Annotated in this window: 14 protein-coding genes, 1 tRNA gene and 1 rRNA gene; 7 read left to right on the top strand and 9 right to left on the bottom strand. The window is 44.4% G+C overall.

The genetic code is table 11. The annotated features are described in order from the left end of the window. Positions 1–258 precede the first annotated feature (258 nt). Positions 259–1,710 carry a transglutaminase domain-containing protein gene (locus K6G33_RS03175; protein WP_296776196.1) on the top strand — a complete coding sequence of 484 codons (1,452 nt, stop codon included), beginning with the start codon at positions 259–261 and terminating at the stop codon, positions 1,708–1,710. A gap of 139 nt (positions 1,711–1,849) precedes the next feature. Beyond that, positions 1,850–2,734, top strand: a complete 885-nt coding sequence (locus K6G33_RS03170; protein ID WP_173450673.1) for a hypothetical protein — start codon at positions 1,850–1,852, stop codon at positions 2,732–2,734. A 52-nt stretch (positions 2,735–2,786) separates the two neighbouring features. Here the strand turns inward: K6G33_RS03170 and K6G33_RS03165 are convergent, their stop codons facing one another. After that, complete coding sequence (locus tag K6G33_RS03165) at positions 2,787–5,303, bottom strand: DUF4832 domain-containing protein (RefSeq protein ID WP_296776188.1); 2,517 nt, start codon at positions 5,301–5,303, stop codon at positions 2,787–2,789. 54 nt (positions 5,304–5,357) lie between these two features. Continuing rightward, positions 5,358–7,313 carry a bifunctional diguanylate cyclase/phosphodiesterase gene (locus K6G33_RS03160; RefSeq protein ID WP_296776185.1) on the bottom strand — a complete coding sequence of 652 codons (1,956 nt, stop codon included), beginning with the start codon at positions 7,311–7,313 and terminating at the stop codon, positions 5,358–5,360. A gap of 353 nt (positions 7,314–7,666) precedes the next feature. Between K6G33_RS03160 and K6G33_RS03155 the strand changes: the two genes are divergently transcribed. Next, positions 7,667–9,739: an N-6 DNA methylase gene (locus tag K6G33_RS03155; protein ID WP_296776184.1), complete on the top strand. Its 2,073-nt coding sequence runs from the start codon at positions 7,667–7,669 to the stop codon at positions 9,737–9,739. Positions 9,740–9,814: 75 nt separating this feature from the next. Here K6G33_RS03155 and K6G33_RS03150 read toward each other — a convergent pair whose 3' ends face one another. From K6G33_RS03150 to K6G33_RS03130, 5 genes are all read right to left on the bottom strand, one after another. Further along, positions 9,815–10,372: an SH3 domain-containing protein gene (locus K6G33_RS03150; protein ID WP_296776181.1), complete on the bottom strand. Its 558-nt coding sequence runs from the start codon at positions 10,370–10,372 to the stop codon at positions 9,815–9,817. Positions 10,373–10,533: 161 nt separating this feature from the next. After that, the gene (locus K6G33_RS03145) at positions 10,534–13,365 is read right to left on the bottom strand and encodes a family 43 glycosylhydrolase (protein WP_296776180.1); all 2,832 of its coding nucleotides are present in this window, start codon (positions 13,363–13,365) and stop codon (positions 10,534–10,536) included. 66 nt (positions 13,366–13,431) lie between these two features. Further along, the gene (locus tag K6G33_RS03140; RefSeq protein WP_296776177.1) at positions 13,432–13,746 is read right to left on the bottom strand and encodes a TfoX/Sxy family protein; all 315 of its coding nucleotides are present in this window, start codon (positions 13,744–13,746) and stop codon (positions 13,432–13,434) included. A gap of 174 nt (positions 13,747–13,920) precedes the next feature. Next, the gene (locus K6G33_RS03135; RefSeq protein ID WP_296776175.1) at positions 13,921–17,046 is read right to left on the bottom strand and encodes a carbohydrate binding domain-containing protein; all 3,126 of its coding nucleotides are present in this window, start codon (positions 17,044–17,046) and stop codon (positions 13,921–13,923) included. 356 nt (positions 17,047–17,402) lie between these two features. Continuing rightward, on the bottom strand, positions 17,403–18,869 hold the full coding sequence (locus K6G33_RS03130; protein WP_296776171.1) for a hypothetical protein: 1,467 nt from the start codon (positions 18,867–18,869) through the stop codon (positions 17,403–17,405). 114 nt (positions 18,870–18,983) lie between these two features. Between K6G33_RS03130 and K6G33_RS03125 the strand changes: the two genes are divergently transcribed. The 4 genes from K6G33_RS03125 (at position 18,984) to K6G33_RS03110 (ending at position 23,535) form a co-directional block, all read left to right on the top strand. Then, positions 18,984–19,631: a TetR/AcrR family transcriptional regulator gene (locus K6G33_RS03125; RefSeq protein ID WP_296776169.1), complete on the top strand. Its 648-nt coding sequence runs from the start codon at positions 18,984–18,986 to the stop codon at positions 19,629–19,631. Positions 19,632–19,637: 6 nt separating this feature from the next. Next, positions 19,638–21,026 carry an MFS transporter gene (locus K6G33_RS03120; RefSeq protein ID WP_296776166.1) on the top strand — a complete coding sequence of 463 codons (1,389 nt, stop codon included), beginning with the start codon at positions 19,638–19,640 and terminating at the stop codon, positions 21,024–21,026. Then, on the top strand, positions 21,019–22,647 hold the full coding sequence (locus K6G33_RS03115; protein WP_296776163.1) for a glycoside hydrolase family 36 protein: 1,629 nt from the start codon (positions 21,019–21,021) through the stop codon (positions 22,645–22,647). Before K6G33_RS03120 ends, K6G33_RS03115 begins: the two co-directional genes overlap by 8 nt. Positions 22,648–22,755: 108 nt before the next feature. Continuing rightward, positions 22,756–23,535, top strand: coding sequence for a ComEA family DNA-binding protein (locus K6G33_RS03110; RefSeq protein ID WP_296776159.1), 780 nt, complete (start codon positions 22,756–22,758; stop codon positions 23,533–23,535). Positions 23,536–23,733: 198 nt separating this feature from the next. On the opposite strand, the gene K6G33_RS03105 is transcribed toward K6G33_RS03110, so the two are convergent. Both K6G33_RS03105 and rrf read right to left on the bottom strand, forming a co-directional pair. Next, a tRNA-Ile gene (locus tag K6G33_RS03105) sits at positions 23,734–23,810 on the bottom strand. 44 nt (positions 23,811–23,854) lie between these two features. Beyond that, a 5S ribosomal RNA gene (gene rrf, locus K6G33_RS03100) occupies positions 23,855–23,971 on the bottom strand. Between the last annotated feature and the right edge of the window lie 23 nt (positions 23,972–23,994).

Here is a 23,994-nt window from a genome sequence, read left to right as displayed (position 1 = left end):
GCACTAAGACATTTTCAAGAGACAATATAACAAATTATAATGCAGGAAAACTTTTTTTTTTGGTGTTTTCAGCACTATTCGCCGATATATAGCGATATTCCCATTTGGAATAACGTTTTTGTTCATTTTTTGAATGTGTATTTTAGATGAAACTCGGCTGAACCCCATTGACTTTTATGTAGAATTTGTATATAATATATGTATATAGAAATAATCTTGGGGGATGGGAATTAATTGCTTCTTACAGGAGGTATCTTTATGAAAAAATTAATCTCATCGACTATCTCTGTCCTGACATCTGCGGCTCTCCTCACATTGTGCTCTTTAAATACTGCCTTTGCAGGGGACAACTTTTCTGCTGTCGACTGGGATCCTTCCGAAGAAGAGCTTTACCTGGGAGACATAAATTTCAATGATCTCACTCTTCCTGAATCTCCAACTATTGCATCTAACTACAAAGACGGTTCTTATAATTACGGCGATTATCTCGACGCGAACAATCTTGCGGTATATAATGCATTCCGCAAACTTACTACACCGACTGACCAGCCTATAACCGTTAAACTTCCTAAAACGGTCACAATACAGCTTTCATCTGTTCCGGGTACTAACAAGTACACCGAAGAGGATCAGGAGATCTACCAGCAAGCTCTTTTCAGCAACTGCAAACCCGGTATAGATGCCGCTCTTTTTGACTGTCCTGAGCTTTACTGGATCAATCCGTCGCAAATGGGCGTGGGTCTTGGTTTGGACACGACCTCGTCATTTGTGCCATTTTCAAGCAATATAGTTATCAAGATTAGATCAATAACCATATCCCCCGCTCTCATCGAAGGTTTTTCTTCGCTCGAAGATGCTGTCAATTACGGTAAACTCCTTGATGAGGCTCTCGAAAAAGTTCCTGTTGACGGCGCTACAAGATATGAGCAGTTAAAAAATATCCACGATTATATCGCGCACTTTACATATTACGACACCGAAGCAAAGTTCAGCAGCTCCGCTCTCGGCGCTCTCGTTGAACCGGGAGTTGTATGTGAAGGTTATGCCGAAGCTTTCAAGCTCATCTGCGACAGGCTCGATATCCCGTGTGTATGCGTTTTCGGCAACCTGAAAGTTGAAGACAATTCAGGCCATATGTGGAACTACGTCCAGATGGAGGACGGCATATGGTACGCCATGGACGTTACGTGGGACGATACCGACGGAAAGAACGGCAGAGAAGTTAAATACGATTACTTCCTCAAGGGCTCTGCAAGCTTCAACAAAAATCACACGCCCGAGACTGATTATAAAATAACTCAATTTGTATATCCCGAATTATCTGCAAAAAATTATGTTTATACTCCTGCGCAGATAACCACGTCTACTTCTGCCACTACTACGACTACAACTACAAGCAAAACAACTACTACCTCAACATCTACGACCACTTCCACAACTACCTCACGAACCAACACTACTGCTCCGATCACGAGCACTACCACTACATACGTAACTTCATCAACTGTTACTTCTGTCACTGCTCTTCCGCCTGTTGTTCTTGTGGGAGACCTCAATCACGACGAACAAGTTAATGTTGCAGACCTCGTATACTGTCAGGCTTCACTCCTCGGAAAGATAAAACCTGAATACTCCTGTGACTGCAACGGTGACGGCGTTGCTGACGTTTTCGACCTCGTGTTCATGAGGAAATTGCTTTTAACTAAGTAATACACTTTCTTATTTCCTTTCAGACTGCACAGGGCTCCGAAAACATCGGAGCCTTTGCAGTTATACGTCTTTTTCCCTTGCAGCTTTGCTGTAAAAACACATTTTTCAGAAAGGGCTTCATACAGAAGCAGATGATATTATGAAAAATCTTTCAGCAAAAAAGCGGGCTCTTATCCTTGCTTTTCTTTCGGTATTCATGTGGTGGGCATTCGTGTTCATGATAATTTTCTTTATCATAACCCTTATCGACCTGACCTATCCATTAATTACAGGGCAGAAAATAGGCGGTACAGTCTCGTTCCGAATATTTTTTGCCGCGCTTTCTTCCGTTATCGTAAATCTTTTCGGACATATGGTGCTTGCTCCGCGGCTTAACCGTCAATACGGTACATTCCGTAAGATAATCATTAATATCGCCGAGGACGGGTACTCCGAAAAAATTATCGCAAATATGGAAGAACAGCTAAGGCTGTGCCTGAACGATAAGCCTAAAAATACCACCTACATAAATCAGTATGCCATGTTTCTCGGCGAGGCTTACCTCTCTCTGCATCAGTACGATAAAGCCGCCGAAAAACTCGGTCTTGCAGATTACGAGGCAATGAAGCTCCAAGCCCGCGACCCGAATAATACTGCTGCCAAGCATAATATAGTCATGCTCCATGTATTGTGGGTGCAGCTCTATTCCGCCTGCGGCAGCGTTAAAATGACCGAACAATGGATAAAAAAGGGCGAGACTTACTTCTCCAGCTACCGTGATATAAACGAAATGTCAGAATTTCTCGTGGATACAGCGTATTTTGAATCGCTGATGATACACGGTCAGTATGCCAATGCCCTGAAGCTTCTCGAAAAATACGAAAACGATGAGCAGATGAAGTTCGGCATCACTTTTGACAAAGCTCGCTGTCTGCGCAAAATGGGAGAAAAAAAGCAAGCTGACCAGCTTTTTGATGAAGCATACCATATGGCTACAAATGACTGGCACAGAAAAACCGTAGAGATCGAAAAAGCAAGTATATAACACAAAAAATATCGCCCGAAAGCAGGTATAAATACTGCCTTCGGGCTTTTTGTCATGCTATTTCAAGTGTTTCAATCTTATGGAGCAGATACTCCTGTATACGAAGCGCATCGCTGCCTGTGATGCCGTTGTTTTTGCCCTCAACATCGCCGTTGAGCTGTCCCTGTACGGTAATATGGGTCTTTTCAGTTCCGTTTGCACCGTACTTGTCAGGATTGGCAAGCGACTGCATAATGAGCACTACGTCGGACATATCAACTCCGCCGTCGCAGTTTGCATCGCCGCGTATTTCCGAGAACACGGGAAGCTCTTTATCTGCCTCCATGATATTGGCTATAGTAACTGTCTTTTCAGTTCCCTCAGCAGTTGTTATCTTTACAGAATAGCTGCCGAACGCCTTGTCGTCCTCGGACTTTACTGTATATACAGCATTTGATGCACCCTTTATTGCTTCACCGTCATGATACCACTGATACTTTATGTCAGGCAGTGAACACTTTACATACAATACCTCAGAATCACCCTTTTTCATGTAGAGCTCGTTTTCAGATGTATATACCATGAAATCTGATGGTATCTTCACATTTTTTGCTGTGAGGTCGCCGATATCATTCCAGCTGTTACCGCTGTCCTGAAGGAATACCTTCAGCGAGCTGACTTCTTCGCCTGCTTTGAGATCCATCACTTCAAACGGTACCTTGAACTCTACGACCTTGCCATTCCATTTGCACTCACAGCCCGCATACGAGTCATGATTGAAGTATATGAAGCCGCCTGACTCATAGTACAGCCAATAGCGCTCACCCTTATTGGATATCTCAAGATTGTATACAGGAGCTTTTGCGTTATCGGGCATCTCTGCCATTACGTACAGGTTATTGCTGTCAGCTCGTACAGATATGGAATTTCCGTCCTTTGCAGTGAGAAGATCTTTCTCCTGCCATTCCCTCGAATCTGTCTTTTTACCGTCAACCTGCGGAAGATCATCAAATGTCATCGTCAATGAGTTCCTTTCCGCTGTCAGACCGCCGCCTACAGAATAAAGCTGATTATTCACACTATGTTTCTCAGATCCGGTCACCTCAAAGGTACCGAGATAATTAGCTCCGAATTTCTCGTTCCAAACACCTTCATTGGCAAATCTTATACCGTATTTCGGCAGAACAAGGTCTTTATTGTATTCAGAGGAATAGTACCTGTCATCGACCGCCGACAGCCTCATGTAGATATTCCACTTTCCTGTTCCGATGCCGTCAGGAAGATGCCAGTTTATATTATTCTTTGCAACTTCTCCCGATTTCCACGAATGTACATCTACAGGCATATCAACTTCGTAGAATCTGCCTTCCTTTTCAAGAATAAGCGCAGCCTTTGGTCTGAATACCGGATTTGCAAAGCCTGTGTTCTCAACATCGAAATTGGTCACAAGCTCTCCTCCCTGCTCCACCTTGGCGCTGTGCTCGGATTTACGCAGTACGAAGCGGTATCCGATATGATCACGTATGAACTTGAAGACGGTCTCGCCGTAGTATGCCGAATTATTAACACCTTCGATATCGCACTCCTTACCGAAAGTGAATTCCTTATATTTCTCAAAGATATTGCTGTTTATGTAGCTGAGGCGGTTCTTGTACATCTCGGGGATAGCGTTCTTCGGAAGGTAGGTGTCATATTTAAATGCTCTTTCGAGCTCTCCCGAAAATTCACCGCCAAAGTAGGTGTTCTCGGTAAATATGTGGAGCCAGTTAGTTTCAATCTCACGGTTCGCATAAGTGCCGAGGTCAGAATCGCTGCCCATATAACCGTCATCATAGATACCGACGCGGTAAAAATCAGGCAGGTACGGTATAGGCTCAACTACTTCATCGTCGCTGTATTCATACTTCTTGTAATACTTATCGTCGTCAAGTTCACTTCTGTCAACACCTGCATATTTTGCAAATGTATCGGGAGTTCTTACGGTAACAGGGATAGGCGCGGGCACTGCATCGAGCATAGCGTCAAGAAGTCTTGCCTTATACTCTACTGTGGTATACTTACCGCCGTGCTGTTCGCCCCATTTTCCGACGAAGCCGCTCTCCACGAAAGCAATGATATCCTTGTATTCCTCGAACAGCTTGCTTTCCTTTATCTGCTTTATATGACTGAGTACCTTATCAAATGTGGCAGGCTCAGGATTTTCAATACCTGTTTCATCGTATCTGAAGCGCACACCTATCATACAGCCGTTCTTTCGGCAATTTGCAAACGTCTGCTTCCACGCATTGAAGAAAGTCTCGTCGAGATCATAGTCCTGTTTGCCGTTTATGCCCGACGAAAACTGACCGATATTGATAAAAAACAACACTATACTGCCCTTCGGGTCATAGACCTCCGTTTTGTTGGGTGAACAGTGTGCCCACACAGTTTTGGTATAGCCTGCTCCCGGGTTTGGGATAGTCTCAACGACTTCCTTGTAGTTTATACCGCTGTCCACCAGCTCTTGTTCAGCGTGTACCGCTGCAACCATAGGCAAAGCAGATATCATTACTGCTGCCGACATCACAAATGAAGTTATCCTTTTGAACATAATACTTTCCTTTCCTGAATGACAGGCGCTCCCGTTGCCGAAAGCGCCCTGCATTTATTTTTCAATAAATTCTTCAGCAATTTTCAGTTCACCTGCTGCAATACTCTCTCTGAGAGATTCAATGGGCACAGGCTTACTGAACAGGTATCCCTGAGCACGTTCACAGCCAATTGAGCCAAGGAAATCAAACTGCTCTTCTGTTTCTACGCCCTCAGTAAGAGATATCATGGAAAGCTGTTTTGCAAGCCCGACGATATTTTCAAGGATTGGGCGTGTCTTGTCGTTGTTTTTGAAGCCTGACAGGAACTTCATATCTATCTTGAGAACATCAAAATGATAATCCTTCAATACATTGAATGATGAATAGCCGCTGCCAAAATCATCGAGCCACACCTTGAATCCGAACTCACGCAGATTCTTGATTGCATTCGGCAGGAAGTCCTGCTGATCGGTGAGCGCACTTTCAGTGACCTCAACGTCGATGAAATTCTTCGGGACGTTGTATTTCTCAACTGTTTCACACAGGAAGCCGACAATATCACAAAGCTCGAAATCAAGCCGTGAAAAATTGATAGAAGCAGGCGCGAACGCCTTTTTGTTATCCACGGCATCACGATAATCCCTGCAAACCGCTTCTATGATATACTTGTCGAGCTTGTAAATCTGGCGGTACTCCTCAAGTATCTCGATGAACACACCCGGGGAAAGAAGTCCGTAGTTCGGATCCTGCCAGCGGGCAAGCGCTTCAAGACCGCATATACAGCCGTCGGACGTTTTTACGATCGGCTGATAGAAAACCTTGATATAGCCGTTTTCAATAGCTGTATCAATATTATTCACTATGTACTGTTTGAGCTGGAACCTGTCTTCAAGTTTCTTGTCATACAGTCTTATAGTACGGTCGTAATGCTTTTTTATGCTGTTGCAGGCAAAACGCGCACGGTCACAGGCAAGGCTTATATCAGATTCGTTTCCCTGAGGCTTGTAGGCTCCGCATTTCAGCTCGAGATGAACTTCTTTCTGTAGCTTCTTGACCTCTCCCGAAAGCTCGCCGACTTTGTTCTTTGCACCTTCTATACTGGTAAGTACAACAAAATGGTCGTCGGAATACCTTGATACGAGCGATCCCTTGAACGTATCTTCTACCATATGCGCAAACTTTATCAGCAGTCCATCACCCTCATGGAAGCCATATTTCTCGTTGTATGACTTGAAATTCTCAATGTCAAGGAAAAGGAATATTATATTTTCTCTGTCAGTCGTCACGTAAGACAGAAGCTTTTCGGCTTCTGTGCGGAAATATACCATGTTATGTATACCTGTCAGATCGTCCTCTACCGATATCTTCGAGAGATAGGTATTCACCTGCACAAGATTCTCGTCCTTCAGCGCCTGTATGCGGATATTATTGTACTTTGTCAGGCAGACCAGCATAGTCGATATCCACATAATGAAGAAATTGATATGCGTAGCCATGGTCACACCCTTCTGACCCGTATTGAATGCCACCATTTCATTCATTCTGTAGTAGAAATACAAATACGAAACGGATGATATCAAAAATGCTGAATATGGCTTCCATGTAAGCAGTCCGAGCGAAAACAGCGTCATAGTCAGGAATGTCAGTATCTGTTCGCCTTTCTCGTAATCATTCAGAGATATTTTTATACCGAAGCATATGCATACGATAGCAAATACCCATTGTATCAGACTTCCGATAAAACGGCTGGCAGCTTTTCCCCTTATGAATTTCACTGCGAAAACAAGCATGATTATGCCGTTCGCAAGAAGTATTATATAATTGGAATAATACTTCTCGAAGTAATGCATGAATCTGTCGAGATCATTTCTCTCCAGTATAGTTCTTGTCATTCGTATTATCATCCATACTTCAAGTATTATTACAACTATGGACATATATATGCTTGAGCGCATATTCTCGGTATAGTAATAATCACGGACATACTTGCTTTGTTTCTCGAATCCGATCCATCTCAGAAGTGCTTTCATAGATACCACCCCCTAAAAGGTATTTATGTGTGAGCAAACATCAAATATTACACACAAATTATATCATATTAACCGTTTTTTGTCAATACTCAACACTTAATTATGTTAATTATCAACACAAACTTAAAGCAGGTGGTGACACTGCAGACTTCTATTACATGGCTTTATTATGCAAAAAGCGTTTCCAATAAATACACTCGGAAAAATGCAGGGAAAACAGCCAAAAAAATATTCATTTTCATTTTTTGAATAAGCACATATATCATCTTTACATATTGCTATTTCCAAATAGATATGTTATAATTAATATAAACTTTCAACTTTTACAGGAACATATTACAAGGAGGGTGTACATGGAGAGGTCATTGCTGAAACAAATTGCTGCATCGGTCAGAAACGTGCTTTTCTCATACTTCGGATACAGCAGCGCTAAAGCTCTCGGTTTTGAAGCCTTTTTCAGAAGCGCCGCTGCACATTTCATGTATGCAGCTAAGCTTCTGCCCGACACCGATACCTCTCTGCTCACAGAACTGATGCCCGATCTGTTTCCGTATATCGGTATGCACAGCAGAGTCCATGATGCCTCTGCGCAGATATCAAAGATACTCGCAGATATCCCCGACAACGAATGGCAGAACAATGTTCAGCTCGTGGGACAGCTATATCAGTACTGCAACAGCGTAGAAAAAGACAGCATTTTCGACGGACTGAAAAAAAACAGCAAGGTATCCTCTGATACCCTGCCTGCGGCAACACAGATATTCACTCCCGACTGGATCGTCCGATATATGACCGACAACACCCTCGGAAGCGTCCTCGGCGCAAGATGCGGCTTCGATACGTCTTCCCTTGAATATTACGTTCCGCGGAACACTCCCAAAAGCAGCGCCGCTCCTGAGGATATCACATTCCTTGACCCATGCATGGGCAGCGGAAACATTCTTGTGTACACCTTCGATCTTTTCATGAAGCTCTACCTGTCGCGCGGCTATGATGCTCTCAGTGCTTCAAAGCTTATCCTGACACGCAATATCTTCGGCATCGACATCGACAGCCGTGCCCGAAGAATGGCTCATTTTGCCATTCTTATGAAGGCTGCTCAGTATGCTCCCGAAATTATCCGCTCAGGTACAGTTCCTCAGGTATATGACATGGAAGACCTGCAAAGCTGCGGCGAACAGTTCCGTGAAAGCGCTCTCTTCGGCAGTCTCATAAGACCTGTTACACCGCCTGAAGACAGCCGCTCCAAAGCCGCCGCGGTGTATGACCTGCTCACACGAAAATACAGCGCAGTGGTGACGAATCCGCCTTACATGAGCAGCAGCAGCATGAACGAAAGTCTGCTCAGCTTCATAAAACAGAATTATTATGACAGCCGATTTGACCTGTTCTCAGCCTTTATAGTCCGCTGCTGCGAACTTGCAGACCCCGACGGATACCTCGGCTTTCTGACTCCATATGTGTGGATGTTCATTCACAGCTACGAAAAGCTCCGCCGTATGCTGTTTGATGAAAAAACTCTGGAAACACTCATACAGTTTGAGTATTCGGCTTTTGAAGAAGCAACTGTCCCCGTATGTGCGTTTACCATTCATAACAGAAAAACCGACGAATACGGCTCTTACTTCCGTCTTACCGAATTCCGCGGCGGTCTGAAAATACAGCGTGAAAAGCTCCTTGCAGCCATTTCCGACCGTTCATGCGGATATGTATATGAAGCCTGCTCCGAACATTTCAGCAGGATACCCGATGCTCCCGCGGCATACTGGCTAAGCAGCAGAGTTACCGAACTGTTTGAAAAATATCCTCCTCTCGGAAGCATATCAGCTCCGCGAAAGGGAAACTCCACATCGGACAACGACCGATTCCTGCGCCTGTGGTTCGAGGTGGACAAGCACAAAATGAACCTTGGCTGCCATCACATAGACAGAGCCGAAACTCTCACGAAGCGATGGTTCCCGTATAATAAAGGCGGCGGCTATAGGAAGTGGTACGGCTTTAACGATTATCTGATCGACTGGTACGACGATGCTGCCGAAATGCGCCGTATCCCCACAGCCGTTATTGCAAATTATCAGTACTTCACTAAAGCAGGACTTACATGGTCTACCCTGACAAGCGGCAAATTCAGCATACGTTCCTTCGGTGAGGGATATATCTTCGATAACGGCGGCTGCTGTATTTTCGAGCTTGGCAACAAGAAAAACTATATATGCGCACTGCTCAATTCAAAGGTATTTGCCTATATTTTCGGACAGCTCAATCCTACGCTGAACTTTCAGTCGGGAGAGGTAGCAAAGTTCCCATTCATATATAAAGCTTCTCCCGAGACTGACAGGCTCGCAGAAGAATGTATCGCCATATCAAAATCCGAATACGACAGCTTCGAGACAAGCCGCGATTTCAAGCGTCACCCTCTGATATAACCGCTGCAAAACAATTGCATATAAAAATGGCAGAAGGATATCCTTCTGCCATTTCTTATTTTATTAATGTTTCACTCATGATGTGAAAGTAACATATTTATTGCCGTTGGCAGCAACACAGCATATCCACTTTGTTTCTGCTGCATCAATTGCTCCCCATGTTCGACCGCCTGCTTCAACTATCGTTCTGTAGATCTTTACGTTCGTACCGTAGCTCAGAACACCTGTAGGCTTTGCAGAATCCGCAGGGTATGATCTGATATTAACACCATAAACAGTCGTTACTCTTGCAGTTCTTGCACTTTTTGTAAATGAGGAAAGCTTCACCCATCTCTGCTTTTTATTAACAGTTCCGATGTAGCCCCAGCCGTTATTTACAGCGTGTACAGTAACTCTCTCTCCTTTATATACAGTTGATACCTTGCCATACTGAGTACCGGGTACGCTTCTTGTAACAGTATTGATATTAGCTGTATAGTAGGTACAGTCGTCCTGATTGAGCTGGAATGCGGATACTTCGATCAGATCATTCACTGCGGCATTCGCCGAAACTGTCGGAGCTACTGCACAAACTGCAAGTGAAGCTGCTGCAAATACGGAACATAATACTCTTTTTACTTTGTTGTTCATCATCTTATTACTTCCTTTTCTTAGATTCAAGGCTTAGGTTAAGCCTTATTCATCAATTATACCATAACAATAGGCTTTGTCAAGAACTTTCTTGCTTACCATTAATTGCGGTGATGAACTTACGATCATACCTGCTCCTGCACTTCTTTCGGTCACTTGCTTTTTTACCCAACGACCACAGTTGCTGTAATCGTTTTGTTTGCCTGACTGAGTTCAGCTTCACTGCTCAGATTTATGACAGGGTCGCCGTTTCCGTCGAATGCAACTCGCTTTATGCGGGTATGTCTGCACGGATCGTAAAGCGGGTCTTTGTTGTACGTGCCGCACTGCTTTGACGAATGAGAATCAGGACGCGCGTGGTATACTATGAGAAGATCACCCTTTTCATTTCTCACGAAGCTGTTATGTCCGGGGCCTGCACAGCCCTTTACATCAGCCGTCGAAAGAACAGGACTGCTCAGCTTCTTCCAGTTCTTTATGTCCATAAGGTCGGAATTAATATCCGCCTCCATTCTGCCCACACAGTACTCCGAGCCTGTACCCGAAGCCGAGAAGAATACATAAACCTTCTTGTCAGTCTTGAGCACCGCTGCGCCCTCGTTTACGCGGTTGTTTACCAGCTCCCAATTATATTCAGGCTTAGTGAGCATTATGGGCTTGGAGATGAGCTGCCACGGCTTTGCAGGGTCTATCTCAGCCATAAATAATGAAGAATCGCCCTTAATCTCAGCCCATATCACGTAATGTTTGCCGTTGTTCTCAAAGTACGTCATATCCAGCGAAAAGTTTTTGAACGATTCGCTGTCGCATTTCAGCACATATGGTCGTATAGCCCAGATGTTATCGCTTGCTCCTGCCGCAAAGAACATATACCAGCTCCCGCCGATATAGTGCATTTCTGGTGCCCAGATATGCTTTGAGAGTATACCGCTTGAATAAGCCTTCCATATGGTCTTTTCCTCAGCCGCGGCAAGTCCTCCCACAGTATGGCTCCTGCGAAGAATTATGCGGTCATAGCCCTTGTCAACACTGCCGTATGCAGGATATGAAGCCGTAAAATAATAGTAGCCGTCACCGCCGTCCACGATATATGGATCGGCTCTTTCTTTTATAAAGGGATCTTCGTAAAGCTCCGCGCTTGACTTGATCGTTCCTCTGACCTGATAAACTCCAGCCTTAGACATATCGACTGCCGCCACATCGGAGCTGTTCCACTCAACGCTCATTTCACAAACTCCGCCGCCTGTATACTGAGCCGTAACAGTCTGTGGCATCTGCGCACTTCCGCCTACAGCTACATTCACTACAGGAGCTTTCAACCTCGTGTTTATGGGAGTCAGTCCCTCCGATGGATAAGCATTTATCAGCGCTGTGTACTGGTCGCCGTTTATAGGGATAACGTAGCCGTGGCGCGGAGTGAAATTGAAGCTGTAGCTGCTGCGGCAGACGGTCGAGAAATTCTCAAGGTCAGTGGTCTCCTGCATCACGTAATAGCCGTCACCGTAAGCGTCCGACATCATGAGCCACTTGTCTTTGCCTATGAGGTTGTAGATATTAGGACCTTCAACACCCAGACTGCCCTCGGATATCTGTTTTATCTCACTGTACGGACCGCTTGCGTGGTCGGCAATAGCAAGATAGATACGCTTATTTGTCTCGTTCTTGTAGTACATATAGTACTTGCCATTACGGTAAATTATATCAGAATCTATAGCGTCGTTTCCGTTTGCAGGAGCAAAGAGGAGCTGCGGCGCTGTGTCCAGCTTCTTCATATCCTTGCTGTATGCATAATACATTATCGTCCTGTTATCGCGGTTTGGAACTCTCGCCGCAAAGTATATCATATACGAATCCTTTTCAGGATCATATATAGCCTGCGGAGCCCATGCGCGGTCAGCTCCCTGCATAAGCGGATACTTGTTTGCAATCTCAATGCTTGTCTCGTCGAACCAGTGAACAAGGTCGGTAGACTTCGCACTCAGGAGATTTCGGTTGCTGTTCCAGCCAAGGGAAGACTTCATATCCGTAGCCAACATATAGTACAGACCGTCCTCGCCCTTGAATATATACGGGTCGCGGAGACATTTCGTGCCTACGCTTGACTGCCATACAGCTCTGCCGCCGTTGAGTGCCTTGAAGTTATAGCCGTCAGTGCTGACCGCATAGGAAAGTCTCTCCTGCTCGGGAGCATTTCCGAGGAAGTACGCAAAGAGGTATGCCACATCAGGCTTCTCAGTGTAGATAGTGCTATATGTTTCAATATCCGCAGTTTTTCCTGCAAGGAAACTGCTCAGGAGCACAAGATCTGCGGTATTTACATTACCGTCACCATTTATATCCGCAACAGCAGTCATGGTATCGTCAAAGCCGCCGACAATACCACGCTGCATGACGATACGGTCGAATATATCCACATCACCGTCAAAATCAAGATCACCGCGGACAAATCTGAAATCTCCGCCCACAGGACGGATATAGAACTTCTGACCCTCACCTGCCCAGTAATCCCACTGGTCGATATTGGCACCGTTCTCATGGCTGATATCATACACATCAAGTGCGGCATTTCCAGAACACTCCGCAGTGATATAATATGCGTCATCGGCACGATGAAGAATAAAATGCTGAGCAGCCGTGTCCTTGTACTCCGAAAGGAAGATGTTATTTCCGTTTTCGGAGTTCCCGTTCTCCACGGTAAGAGCAAGGCTCCTGTCCTTTCCTGAGAGTATGCAGCATTTTCCGCCCCCTGTGCTCTCGATACGCCATACCTGCGAATCGTCACCCAACTTCTCCCACTGATGGACATTTCCGTCATTTGCAGCTGTTATGTACTTGCCGCTGAGTCGCACCATGATCGTGTAGTCAGCTCCGCTTATGACCTCGCCGTATTCATCTGCGAAGTCCGCCGTAACTGCCGCCCGAGCTGTCACGGGATAAGCCGACAAAACCAGTGCAGCTGCACTGAAAGCTGCAAATGCTCGTTTAAGTCTGTTCATTTCAATACCTCTTTTCCTCTGATTTTTATAAGCAACGGACAAAATGATACATTGTCCCAATATGACCTATTTTCGCTTTTTAGGTAATGGAAGCTCACCGACCATAGCCTCAAATAATTCTTTCAGGAACTCCTTATCCTCGATATTCTCCACAAGGAGCATTTCCTTTGCGCCTTCATAGGGAAGTTCAAGAGCCGCGTCGGGCATGAGCTTTCTTGCATTTTTTGTATCCTTCACAAGAAACCTGTCATCGTATATTCCGCCGATTACTCTGCCCTGATAATATATGATGAACTCTCCCATCATCGCTCTGTATGTTATATCGGTAAGTTCTGACAATTGTTCCAGTACAAATCCAAGATATTCCTTTGATGATGCCACTGCTATGTACTCCTTATTATATCTAAATTACGGGCTGTCTGGGACACCGTCCCCTACATTAATTACTTTAATTCTATCTTATTTCTCCCGAAAAATCAATAGATTTTTGTGCTTTTTCATAGCTTATGGCACAAAAAAGCTCCGACAAAAAGTCGGAGCTTTTAATGCAAGTATTTACTTTATGAGACCTACGCCCCAGATAGTGAAGCTGCCGCTTCCGCTGATGGAAACGTCAAGGTCGCCTGTTGTATCCTGATAGTAGCCAAGCTCTGCGTCAGGACCGCCCCAAGTGTACTGCTTGTTGCCGTTTATCTTAGTTGTCTTGCCGTTTACAGTAACATTGATGCTGCCCATACCTGAGCTGTTTGCCTTGAATACGATTATGAGTCCCTTGCCCTGTGTCTTGAACTTCATCGGATTGCTTCCGTTGAGAGTATAAGAGTAAGGAAGTGAATTGTAGCCTGTGCCTGAAGTCCATGAACCTGCGCTGAAGTTGCTGAGGCTCTTAGGATCAACGTTTTCGCATGAAGCATACTCTGCGCCGTAAACGTAGCTTGTAGGCTGTGTATAGCCTGTAGCCTGGTTCTCAGTCTTTAATGCCTGACGAACGTAGTATGCCATACAATCAGCAACGAGCTGACCGCCCTTCTGATGCGGGTGATACTCGTCTGTGTAGTAGTCGCCTGTCTGGAGCAAGCCTCTTTTGAATGCCTTTGTAAGAGCATCGTCCATGCTTATAACAGGGATATCGAAGTTCTTACCGATAGGATACATCTGTGACTGGCTTGAGAAGCCGCCCTTTGCACGAGTTATAAGAACGCATACAGCAGGCTCGTTAGGCATATCAAGGAACTTCTTGATACAGCTCTCGAAGCACTTCTTGTACATGATATCCTCGTGGTCGTTAACTGAGAATTCAAGGAAGATGATATCAGGGTTCTTAGATACGATATCCTTCTCGCTGCGGACAAGACCAACAACAGAAGATGTACCTGACATACCTGCGTTTACTTCAGTGAATTTGCCCTTTGCAAATGTTGTCTGGAGATATTTGGAGAAAGGTGTTGTATAGTTCTTACCCTCTGTGATAGAACCGCCGAGGTAAGCAACTGTGAGAGACTCGCCGTTTTCAGCAGCAGCAAGCTTCTTTGTAAGTCTGTAGGTATTGCCCATATGCTTTATGGAGCTCTTGTAGAAGTCGATATACTGAGCAGAAGCTGTTTCCTTGTAGTTGTCCCACTTTGTGGTATCATACTCAGGTGTCGGCGGGAGTTCAGGCTCAGGCCATTCTTTTATCTTGCCAAGGATAAATGACTGGATAAGAACGAGATCAGCTGTCTCGAACTTGCCATTCTTATCAACATCAGCAGCCTTGAGATCCGAACCGCTGAATGTGCCTGCGATGATGCCCTTTCTTGCAGCGATCATATCAAGAGCATTGATAGCACCGTCGAAGTTCACATCGCCGAGAATCACCTGCTTAGGAGGCTCTGCGCCCTGTATAGCTGTTCCCTCAGGAGCACCTACAACATCATCAACGAAGAAGCTGATATAGTCTGCATCGTTCTCATCAGTCTCAACATAGAGCTGAAGATCAGAAGCACCCGCAGGGATAGTATAATTCAGGTTTGAAAGCTGTACCCACTCGCCCTTAGGCACTGTTGCTGAAGCGATATGAGCATACTTTGTCTCACTGCCGTCTGAATACTGAAGTGAGAGCTGGAAGGTCTGCTCGGAAGGTCCGCTGTTATACTTTACGTTTGCTGAGAAGCTGTAAGCATTTCCGGGTACGAAAGTTCTTGAGCTGAGTGACTTTACAGCACCGTTCCATGTAGCTGTTCTGCCTGAAACTGCAAGGCTTGAAGAACCGTTGAGCTTTTCAGATGAAGAAGCCGCAACTGTAGCAGCACCTCTGCCTGACCAGCTATTTGTGGAACCTTCAAATGTATCATTGAAGAAATAGCCGTTCTCGTCAACATTCTTTGAAGGATCAACAGCGTTGCCTTCTGTATCAATAACAAAAGTTGTAACTGTGTTGCTGCCGAGACTTGCAGTGAAGCCTGTATCGGTTGCATTGATCTCCTTCTCAGCAAGGTTAGCGTTTGCAGAAGTTGTATAGCTGTCAACGTATGAGATAGTCTCACCGCTTGCGAGCTTGAATTCCTGGTTTACAGCAGAGCTGCCGTTATTGATAGCGACAACTGCGATCTTGCCGTCGGTATTCTTATAAGCAGAAACGAGGATATTGCTGTTAGGCTTCTCAGTAACACCTATACGCTGAGCGCCCGGACGGATCCACTTTGAGTACTGAGCCATACAGTAACCACGCTTACTGATCTGACCGTTCTCCTTCATAGGACCATAGAATCTTCTGATATACCACCATACATAAGCGTTGAGATTGCCTATAACAAGTCCGTTATGAATATTCTCAGCAACTTTTATAGCCTGTGGGTAAGTATCAGCATCAGAGTTAGAATCAGGTACATATACCTCTGTCATCCAGATATCCTTGCCGCTATTTTCAAGTGCAGGGAAATCCATATTTTCAGGTTTTGTACCGTAGAAATGAGTACCGTAAAGGTCAACATTAGCCTTTGCCTGTGGATTGTTAAGGATAGCGTTGTAGATATCCTTGCGGTACTGGAAGCTCTCAGGTGACATGAGCTTGACATTTGTGCCTGATGTTACAGCCTTGCCATACTGTGCAATGAACGAAGCGAGATCATTTGCACTCCAGTATGTCCATCCTTCAGCGTAGTCAGGCTCGTTCTGAACGGATACAGAATAGAGGTCGATGCCCTGACCTTCCATGTACTTACAGTAGTTGTTGAGATGTGCAGCGTATTCAGCCCACTTGTCCTTCTTGAGCTGATACTTTCCTCCGCTGATACCGCCGTTAACGGTATTACGGATCTCAGCAGGCGGATTCCAAGGTGTTGCGAATACAGTTGCGCCCAGTGCCTGAGCACGTTTTGCAGTCGGAACAGCAGTTTTCCATGCATTTTTGTCATCACTTACATAGATACGAAGGATAGTAAATCCCAATTCGTCTTTGCCGTTGCCGAAAGCCTTCTGAACCTGAGCGTCTGTCATATCCCCCTGTGTGATCCAATCAGGAAGGTTGATACCGCCGAAACCTCGGATAGTCTGATAAACATCTGTGGTGTCGATCACCGCAGCACTTGCCGCGGAAACGGTCAATTGGTTGCTTTCGGGAAAAAATGCAGCGCAGCTGAACAGCATTGCCGATGCCGTTACTGCTGAAACAAATTTTCCGAAAATGGATGAATGTTTCATAGTATCACTCCTTTTTTAGAATACAAATTTCTCCGGTTTTTATTATACTTTACCAAATGTAATATGGCAACCTACTTTTTACATATCAGGTGGACATTTCACAGATAAAGTACAAAAATCAGCGTTTTGCACATCGAGCATCACACTTCGTTGTGCAATTAAAACAAATAAAATGTTTGTATATGCATATCTTCTATCCAATCGTTCCGCATATATAATTCATTTTATTATTCAAAGTAATTATATCCTGTCGCCTCATTTTCTGTCAAGTGACATATTCTACGATTTTACTGTATTAATGTGCAACAAAAAATGCAGCTCTTACCATTATGGTAAGAGCTGCACAATAACCACTATTATTTGACAATATCGCATTTTTTGCCTACTGCAAGCTCAACAGCCCGATATGCACCGTTATAAACGCCTGCCTCTTTTGCAGTAATAATATGTCTGCACATCTTTTCGATAATGTCGCCGCCGTGCTGTATCATGTCGATCATTGCCGCAGTTTCAGCAGGTGTGGTACACTCATATGTACCGTCACCGATCTCGGCAGAACGGATAGCGCCCCACGCTTCATGACCACCTACGCGCTTTATCATAAGCTTAGGTATCGGATAAAATGACAGCTCACTCGGCTTTGTTATGAGCACATCGCTGCATCTCATAAGCAGATTTGTCGAGTATACTGCCGCAAATATATCAGAATGACAAAATGCGTGAATTCCGCTGACTTCGCCCTCATACGCCTTTTCACAGAACTCCGATGTACTTTTGAAATCATCGAAATGCTCATGCAGGAAAGGCTTCATTTCAGGAAGTTTTGTAATAAGCTCATGCCATACTCTGTCGTGGTCGCCAACATTTATGAAAAGTACTGCTTTGCCCGATCTTATAGCAGGCATAAGCTTCCTTATCACCGCAATAAAGATCTCCTTCTGTGCACCTGCACCGCCTACTGACATCAGCCAACGCTTTGCCTTGCCGTTTTTGACACGCTCTACACGTTTTGCGCAGTCCTTTGTGATATTGCTTACCAGCTCATGGTCGATATAATGTCCTGTATACACTATCGCTTCCTTGGGCATCGGTCTGAGCTGACGCTTTTTATCCATACCTCTCAGTGCGCGGTATCCCAGATACGAAGACGGTGTTTGTACAGTATGTATAGCTCCCTCGGAAAGATGAAGCGCCATTGGCCAGTTGTCCGGTATCGCGTTGACTACATGGGTAAGTCCAGCGTGTACAGCAGCCTGCGAAGGCCACACATGAGTTGCAACATATGGGATATCCTTCGGTATCTCGCGGAAAACCGATGTCATAAGCTCCGCAGTCATCTGATCGGTGCTGTTATAGGTCAGCTTTCGGAAGCCCTCACTGTTGAGAGGCTCCCATATAAGCTTGTTGAAAAGGTTGAACTTCTGAGAAAGCCGCGAACCAAGGGAATAAAGCTCATTCTGCTCAGCAATGATCTTTCCGCAGGTGGACTGCCTGAACGAATGAAGATCGAACCAGTATGGCTCATAGCCCATCGCGTGAGCTGCCGATGCAATTGCCATAGATATGCGGTAATGTCCGAAACCCATTCGTATATTTCCTATGATAAGGCTTTTTTCGTTAAAATTGCAGCCGCTCTGAGGACTTATCACTATCTTCTTTACTCCCAGAGGCTTGCCGATAGCAGGTGCGGTGACTGCCGAAAGATGGTACACAGTATTGGAATCATCACCATACTTGCCGATAAACTTTGCCTTGGTCTTAACAGCCTTCTTATAGGCTTTTCGGGAGATTTCATTCTCAAAGATATATTTTGATCTGTCCATAAAAATTCCTCCAAACTCTTGACAAAGTATAAGAATTATGTTAAAATTAACTAAAGAGTGATAGACTGTCTATCATCTGATATATAGTCTATCACAAAAAAGGAGGTTTGTCAAGTGGAAAATGATTTTTCTCATGATACTCTGAAATCCAAACGCTTGAACAGAGCCGTTGAAGTAAGCGCTCAGATGTTCCTGAAAAACGGCATCGAAGCCGTGAAAATGACTGATATCGCAGACGAACTCGGCATCGGCGTTGCTACACTGTACCGATATTTCGGCACAAAAAACGGTATCACAATCGCTGCTATGACATATATGTGGAACGAGCTGAATAAAATGTTCAGCGGTATATTTGAATCAGATGTGTTTCTCGCTCAGTCTGGAATAAAACAGGTCAGCGACCTTATGAGAATGTTCGTCGTACTTTATCAGGCTCACCCAGGATTTATGCGGCTGCTCGCTGAATTCGACCTTATGATTATTTCAGATGCTATACCTAAAAAGGATCTCAGAGACTATGAAAAGTCAATTATCAACTTCTACCCTGTCTTTGAAAAAGCCTACATGACAGGTATTTCCGACGGAACTGTACGTGAAGTTCCGAATATAAGGCTCTTTTATCTCTCATTTGCACATACGCTTATGGAACTCTGCAAGAAACTCATTCAGGGGGAACTTCTCCCGGGAGATGATTTCTCCCGCGCCGAGGACGAACTCAATACAATACTCGATACTGCCGTATTCTTTCTAAGAAAGGAATGACGTTTTATGGAGAATAAGAAAATAGCGACTAATAAAATATTATGGATATTTGCGATCGGTCAGCTGGGCTGGTCGCTCCTGTCAGGCATCATATCCAACTGGCTGGTATTCTTCTATCAGCCAAGTCAGGAAGAACTCACAAAAGGTCAGATCCTTTTCATACCAAAGGGTACTTTTATCGGACTGACCGCTATCGGTGTCATAACCGCTTTCGGAAGAATATTCGATGCTGTTACAGACCCGCTTATCGCAGGCAAGTCCGACTCCCTGAGACATAAGCTCGGAAGACGTATCCCCTTCATGCGCTTTGCCGCGATACCTTTCGGAGCAGTCACTGTTCTCATGTTTATTTCTCCATTCGAGGCAGGAAGCATAGGCAATGTTATCTGCCTTTTCATCTTCGCCATGATGTTCTATTTCTGCATGACCTGCTACTGTACCCCCTACAATGCTCTCATACCTGAGCTTGGCAGAACGCAGAATGCCCGCATTAACCTTTCTACATTCATTTCCGTTACATATTTCTTCGGAACGGCTGTTGCTTACCTCGTTCCGAATATCGCAGGCATTTTCCTCGAAAGCATGGGATATGCCAACAGCTACAGAATAACGATTGCTATACTCGCAGCTGTAGCGATAATATGTATGCTCATTCCTGCTTTTCTTATCAACGAGAACGAATACGCCGATACTACTCCAAGCAAGAGCTCGGCATTCAGTTCTCTCCTTGCAACATTCAAAAACAAGGACTTTCGTGTGTTCGTATGCTCGGATATACTCTACTGGATAGGTCTTACTCTTTTCCAGACAGGTCTTTCATTCTATATAACTGTCCTTCTGGGACTTGATTCGGGTATGACATTCCCGCTCTTTGCTGTTATGACAGTGGTTTCTCTGGCGTTCTATCCTGTTGTAAACGTATTCTCAAAGAAGCTGGGCAAAAAGAAGCTCATCTCATTCGCATTCCTGTTCTTCTCGTTTGCATTCCTCGTTACAGCAGGTGCAGGATTAATAAATATCCCCGCGATCGCATACGGTATTATCATAGCAGTTCTCGCAGCTGTTCCTATGGCTATACTCGGAATCCTGCCGCAGGCTGTCGTTGCTGATATATCAGAAGCCGACAAGCTCAATACAGGCGAGAGCCGTCAGGGAATGTTCTACGCTGCAAGAACCTTCGCATTCAAAATGGGACAGTCCCTTGCAATGCTGCTCTTTACAAGCATCGTACTTATAAATTCAGACGTTGAAAAAGGTCAGACAGGTTATGGTCTGGGCTACCGACTCACAGCACTTATCGCAGCAGGACTCTGTCTCCTCGGAGGTGTAGTTTTCCTGCGCTATAACGAGAAAAAAATTATAGACCGCATAGAGGAGGGTCAAAAGAATGCTTAAATTCAAATCGCTGCAATTTCTTTACAACGACGGTGAAAATGATTTCATGGCAATAACCTCAAGTTCACTCAGAAACGATCGTATGTCTCTTGATATTACCACAAACGGAGATGTTTTTTCGGTCATCGTAACATCTAACTCGGAGATAACCATTCAAAAAATGTGGGCTGAGTTTGAATACTATTTCAGTGAAGACGATAAGATCTTCCTTAACGGTTACCAGTCCTGGACAGATTCCGTCGAACATGATATACATGACAAAATGCGCGGTATCAGTCATATTCCCTCTGCAATACGCGATAAATACGCTTTCTCACAGTACGGCGACTACAATTTTGCCGACTACGGCGATGATATGCACGGCTGGTCATACGGCTATATCCGCAATAAATTCTGCTACAATTTTATAGGCTCACTCTCTGAGGACAGCGGTTTTACACAGTTGATAACGCAGACCGACAAAAATAAAATCTGCATAAATAAAGACTGCGAAAACCTAAGTATAAACGGTGAATGGTGCGCTCTGAAAATATTGCTCACAAACGGCACCGAAAACGAGGTATTCGACAGATATTTCGATTTTCTTGGCGTAAAAGCTCCCGAAGCTGAAAAAATATTCGGCTATACAAGCTGGTACAATCACTATCAGGACATAAACGAAGAAAAAATCAGAGACGATCTCCGCGGTCTGAACGCTCTGACACGAAAAGCCGACGTTTTTCAGATAGACGACGGCTGGCAGACTGCTGTCGGTGACTGGCTTTCGGTGGACACTGAAAAATTCCCCTCGCTTATGAAAAAGACTGCCGATGATATCAAGGCGGAAGGGCTTATCCCTGGTATCTGGCTCGCACCGTTTGTGTGCGAGGAAAACTCCGAGATCTTCCGCGATCACAGGGAGTGGCTGCTGCTCGATGATAAGCTCGATCCTGTTAAAGGCGGCTCAAACTGGAGCGGTTTTTATGCACTCAATATTTATAACGATGATGTCCGCGAATATATACGCAAGGTTCTCTCCACAATTGTCAATGACTGGGGATACAAATTACTGAAGTTGGATTTTCTTTATGCGGTCTGCATTATTCCGCGTCATGACAAAACACGCGGTCAGATAATGTCAGAAGCTATGGATTTCCTACGTGAATGTGCAGGAGATGCACTTATTCTCGGCTGCGGAGTTCCGCTGGCTTCGGCTTTCGGAAAAGTCGATTACTGCCGCATCGGCTGCGATGTAGGTCTTGACTGGAACGACAAGCCTCATATGCGCCTTATGCACCGTGAGCGCGTAAGCACCAAAAATTCTTTGCTCAATTCAGTCTTCCGCAGACAGCTCAACGGAAGAGCTTTTCTGAACGATCCCGACGTTTTCCTGCTTCGTCCATGTAACAATTCACTCTCAGACGAGCAGAAAAAATGCTTAGCGGAAGTAAATTCGCTAATGGGAAGTGTACTTTTCACATCGGATAACTTCTATGACTACACCGAAGACGAGATAAAAGAACTGTCAAAGATTCTCCAGATACGAGACGCTGAAATAATAACTGCCGACCTTTGTGATGATACTCTGATACTTCGTTTCAAGATCGGCGAGAAAAAATTCATTAAACGTTATGACCTATAAAAAAGGCTGACTTACCATTTGGCAGTCAGCCTTTTTTAAAAGCAAAAGATAGTTTTTTCTTGATTTATGTCGAATTTTGTGTTATCATAAAACAAAGAGGTGTTATTTTTGAAAGGAAACTCTACCTTTAAGAAATACCTGCTCTTTATGATATGTTCGGCTTTGATAGTTGGGTCTGTTACCTTCTATTTTCATGTAACAGACCAAAAGAAAAGAACCACAACTATCATTATACGAAACTCTGAACTTCCAGCAACTCAAAACAGCTCAGAGCATCAAACTACAATAAAAGTAACTGAAAAAAGTATTAAAAATACAAAAACTTCCTCAACAAAACAGTCTTCCAGAACAACAAAGCAGACAACAACCTTCGAGATAATTACAGAACCGCTATATATTGATATAAACTCGGCAAATAAAGATGAATTGAAAAAGCTGAACGGTATAGGAGAGGTACTTGCCAGCGAGATAATCTTTTATCGTGAGAATAACGGCGAATTCAGGAATATTGATGAAATTATGAATGTCAACGGTATAGGTGAAGGTATATTCAACAAAATCAAAGACTTTATCTATGTCGTAAATCCCACTTACGAGGAAGATATTGAGGATATCGCTGAAGACGTGAAAAGCGAAATTGATGAATCTGTAAACGAATCCGAAACAGAATTCATTCCTTCTATTGAGGATATTAAGCCGATCAATATTAATACTGCCGATGTGGATACTCTCATGCTCTTGCCATATATTGATGAAGATATAGCTGAAAAGATCATTGATTTCCGAGGCAGGTCAGGCGGCTTCAAAAATGAATATGAGCTCCTCCTCATAGAGGGTCTGACACGGGCAAAAGTGGCTGAAATAATGCCATACATCACAATACAATGAAAACCCTCATGTGCATAATGTCGATACTTATACAGAAACTTTCACGAAATTATCAGGGGAAACCTCTCTGAAGAAAGATTCTTCTGACCGAGGCACGCACTCTCACTACGGGGAGTCCCCCTTCCAAAAACTTCTGTATAAGCATAGACATTACATGAGGGTTTGTTGCATAAAAAAAACTGCTTAAAAAGCAGTTCTTGGTGGGCCATTAGGGACTCGAACCCCAGACCGTCCGGTTATGAGCCGGATGCTCTAACCAACTGAGCTAATGGCCCTTATAATATTAATAGGAAGCCTATAAGCTTCCTATTAATTATTGTGTCGGCACTGATCTAATTTTCCAGGCCGTCGCCAGCCAAGTATCTTCGACGCGAATGAGCTTAACTACCGTGTTCGGAATGGGAACGGGTGTGACCTCATTGCCATAAGCACCGACTAATTTTTGAAGTCTTAAAAAGA

This window comes from Ruminococcus sp. (assembly GCF_024691275.1).
Taxonomy (GTDB): Bacteria; Bacillota; Clostridia; order Oscillospirales; family Ruminococcaceae; genus Ruminococcus.
This window is presented reverse-complemented; position numbering and strand designations above follow the sequence as displayed.

Bases quoted from the DNA above. Each gene is read 5' to 3' on its own strand.
- K6G33_RS03175 (WP_296776196.1), top strand. From the start codon at position 259: ATGAAAAAATTAATCTCATCGACTATCTCTGTCCTGACATCTGCGGCT.
- K6G33_RS03170 (WP_173450673.1), top strand. From the start codon at position 1,850: ATGAAAAATCTTTCAGCAAAAAAGCGGGCTCTTATCCTTGCTTTTCTT.
- K6G33_RS03165 (WP_296776188.1), bottom strand. From the start codon at position 5,303: ATGTTCAAAAGGATAACTTCATTTGTGATGTCGGCAGCAGTAATGATA.
- K6G33_RS03160 (WP_296776185.1), bottom strand. From the start codon at position 7,313: ATGAAAGCACTTCTGAGATGGATCGGATTCGAGAAACAAAGCAAGTAT.
- K6G33_RS03155 (WP_296776184.1), top strand. From the start codon at position 7,667: ATGGAGAGGTCATTGCTGAAACAAATTGCTGCATCGGTCAGAAACGTG.
- K6G33_RS03150 (WP_296776181.1), bottom strand. From the start codon at position 10,372: ATGATGAACAACAAAGTAAAAAGAGTATTATGTTCCGTATTTGCAGCA.
- K6G33_RS03145 (WP_296776180.1), bottom strand. From the start codon at position 13,365: ATGAACAGACTTAAACGAGCATTTGCAGCTTTCAGTGCAGCTGCACTG.
- K6G33_RS03135 (WP_296776175.1), bottom strand. From the start codon at position 17,046: ATGAAACATTCATCCATTTTCGGAAAATTTGTTTCAGCAGTAACGGCA.
- K6G33_RS03130 (WP_296776171.1), bottom strand. From the start codon at position 18,869: ATGGACAGATCAAAATATATCTTTGAGAATGAAATCTCCCGAAAAGCC.
- K6G33_RS03120 (WP_296776166.1), top strand. From the start codon at position 19,638: ATGGAGAATAAGAAAATAGCGACTAATAAAATATTATGGATATTTGCG.
- K6G33_RS03115 (WP_296776163.1), top strand. From the start codon at position 21,019: ATGCTTAAATTCAAATCGCTGCAATTTCTTTACAACGACGGTGAAAAT.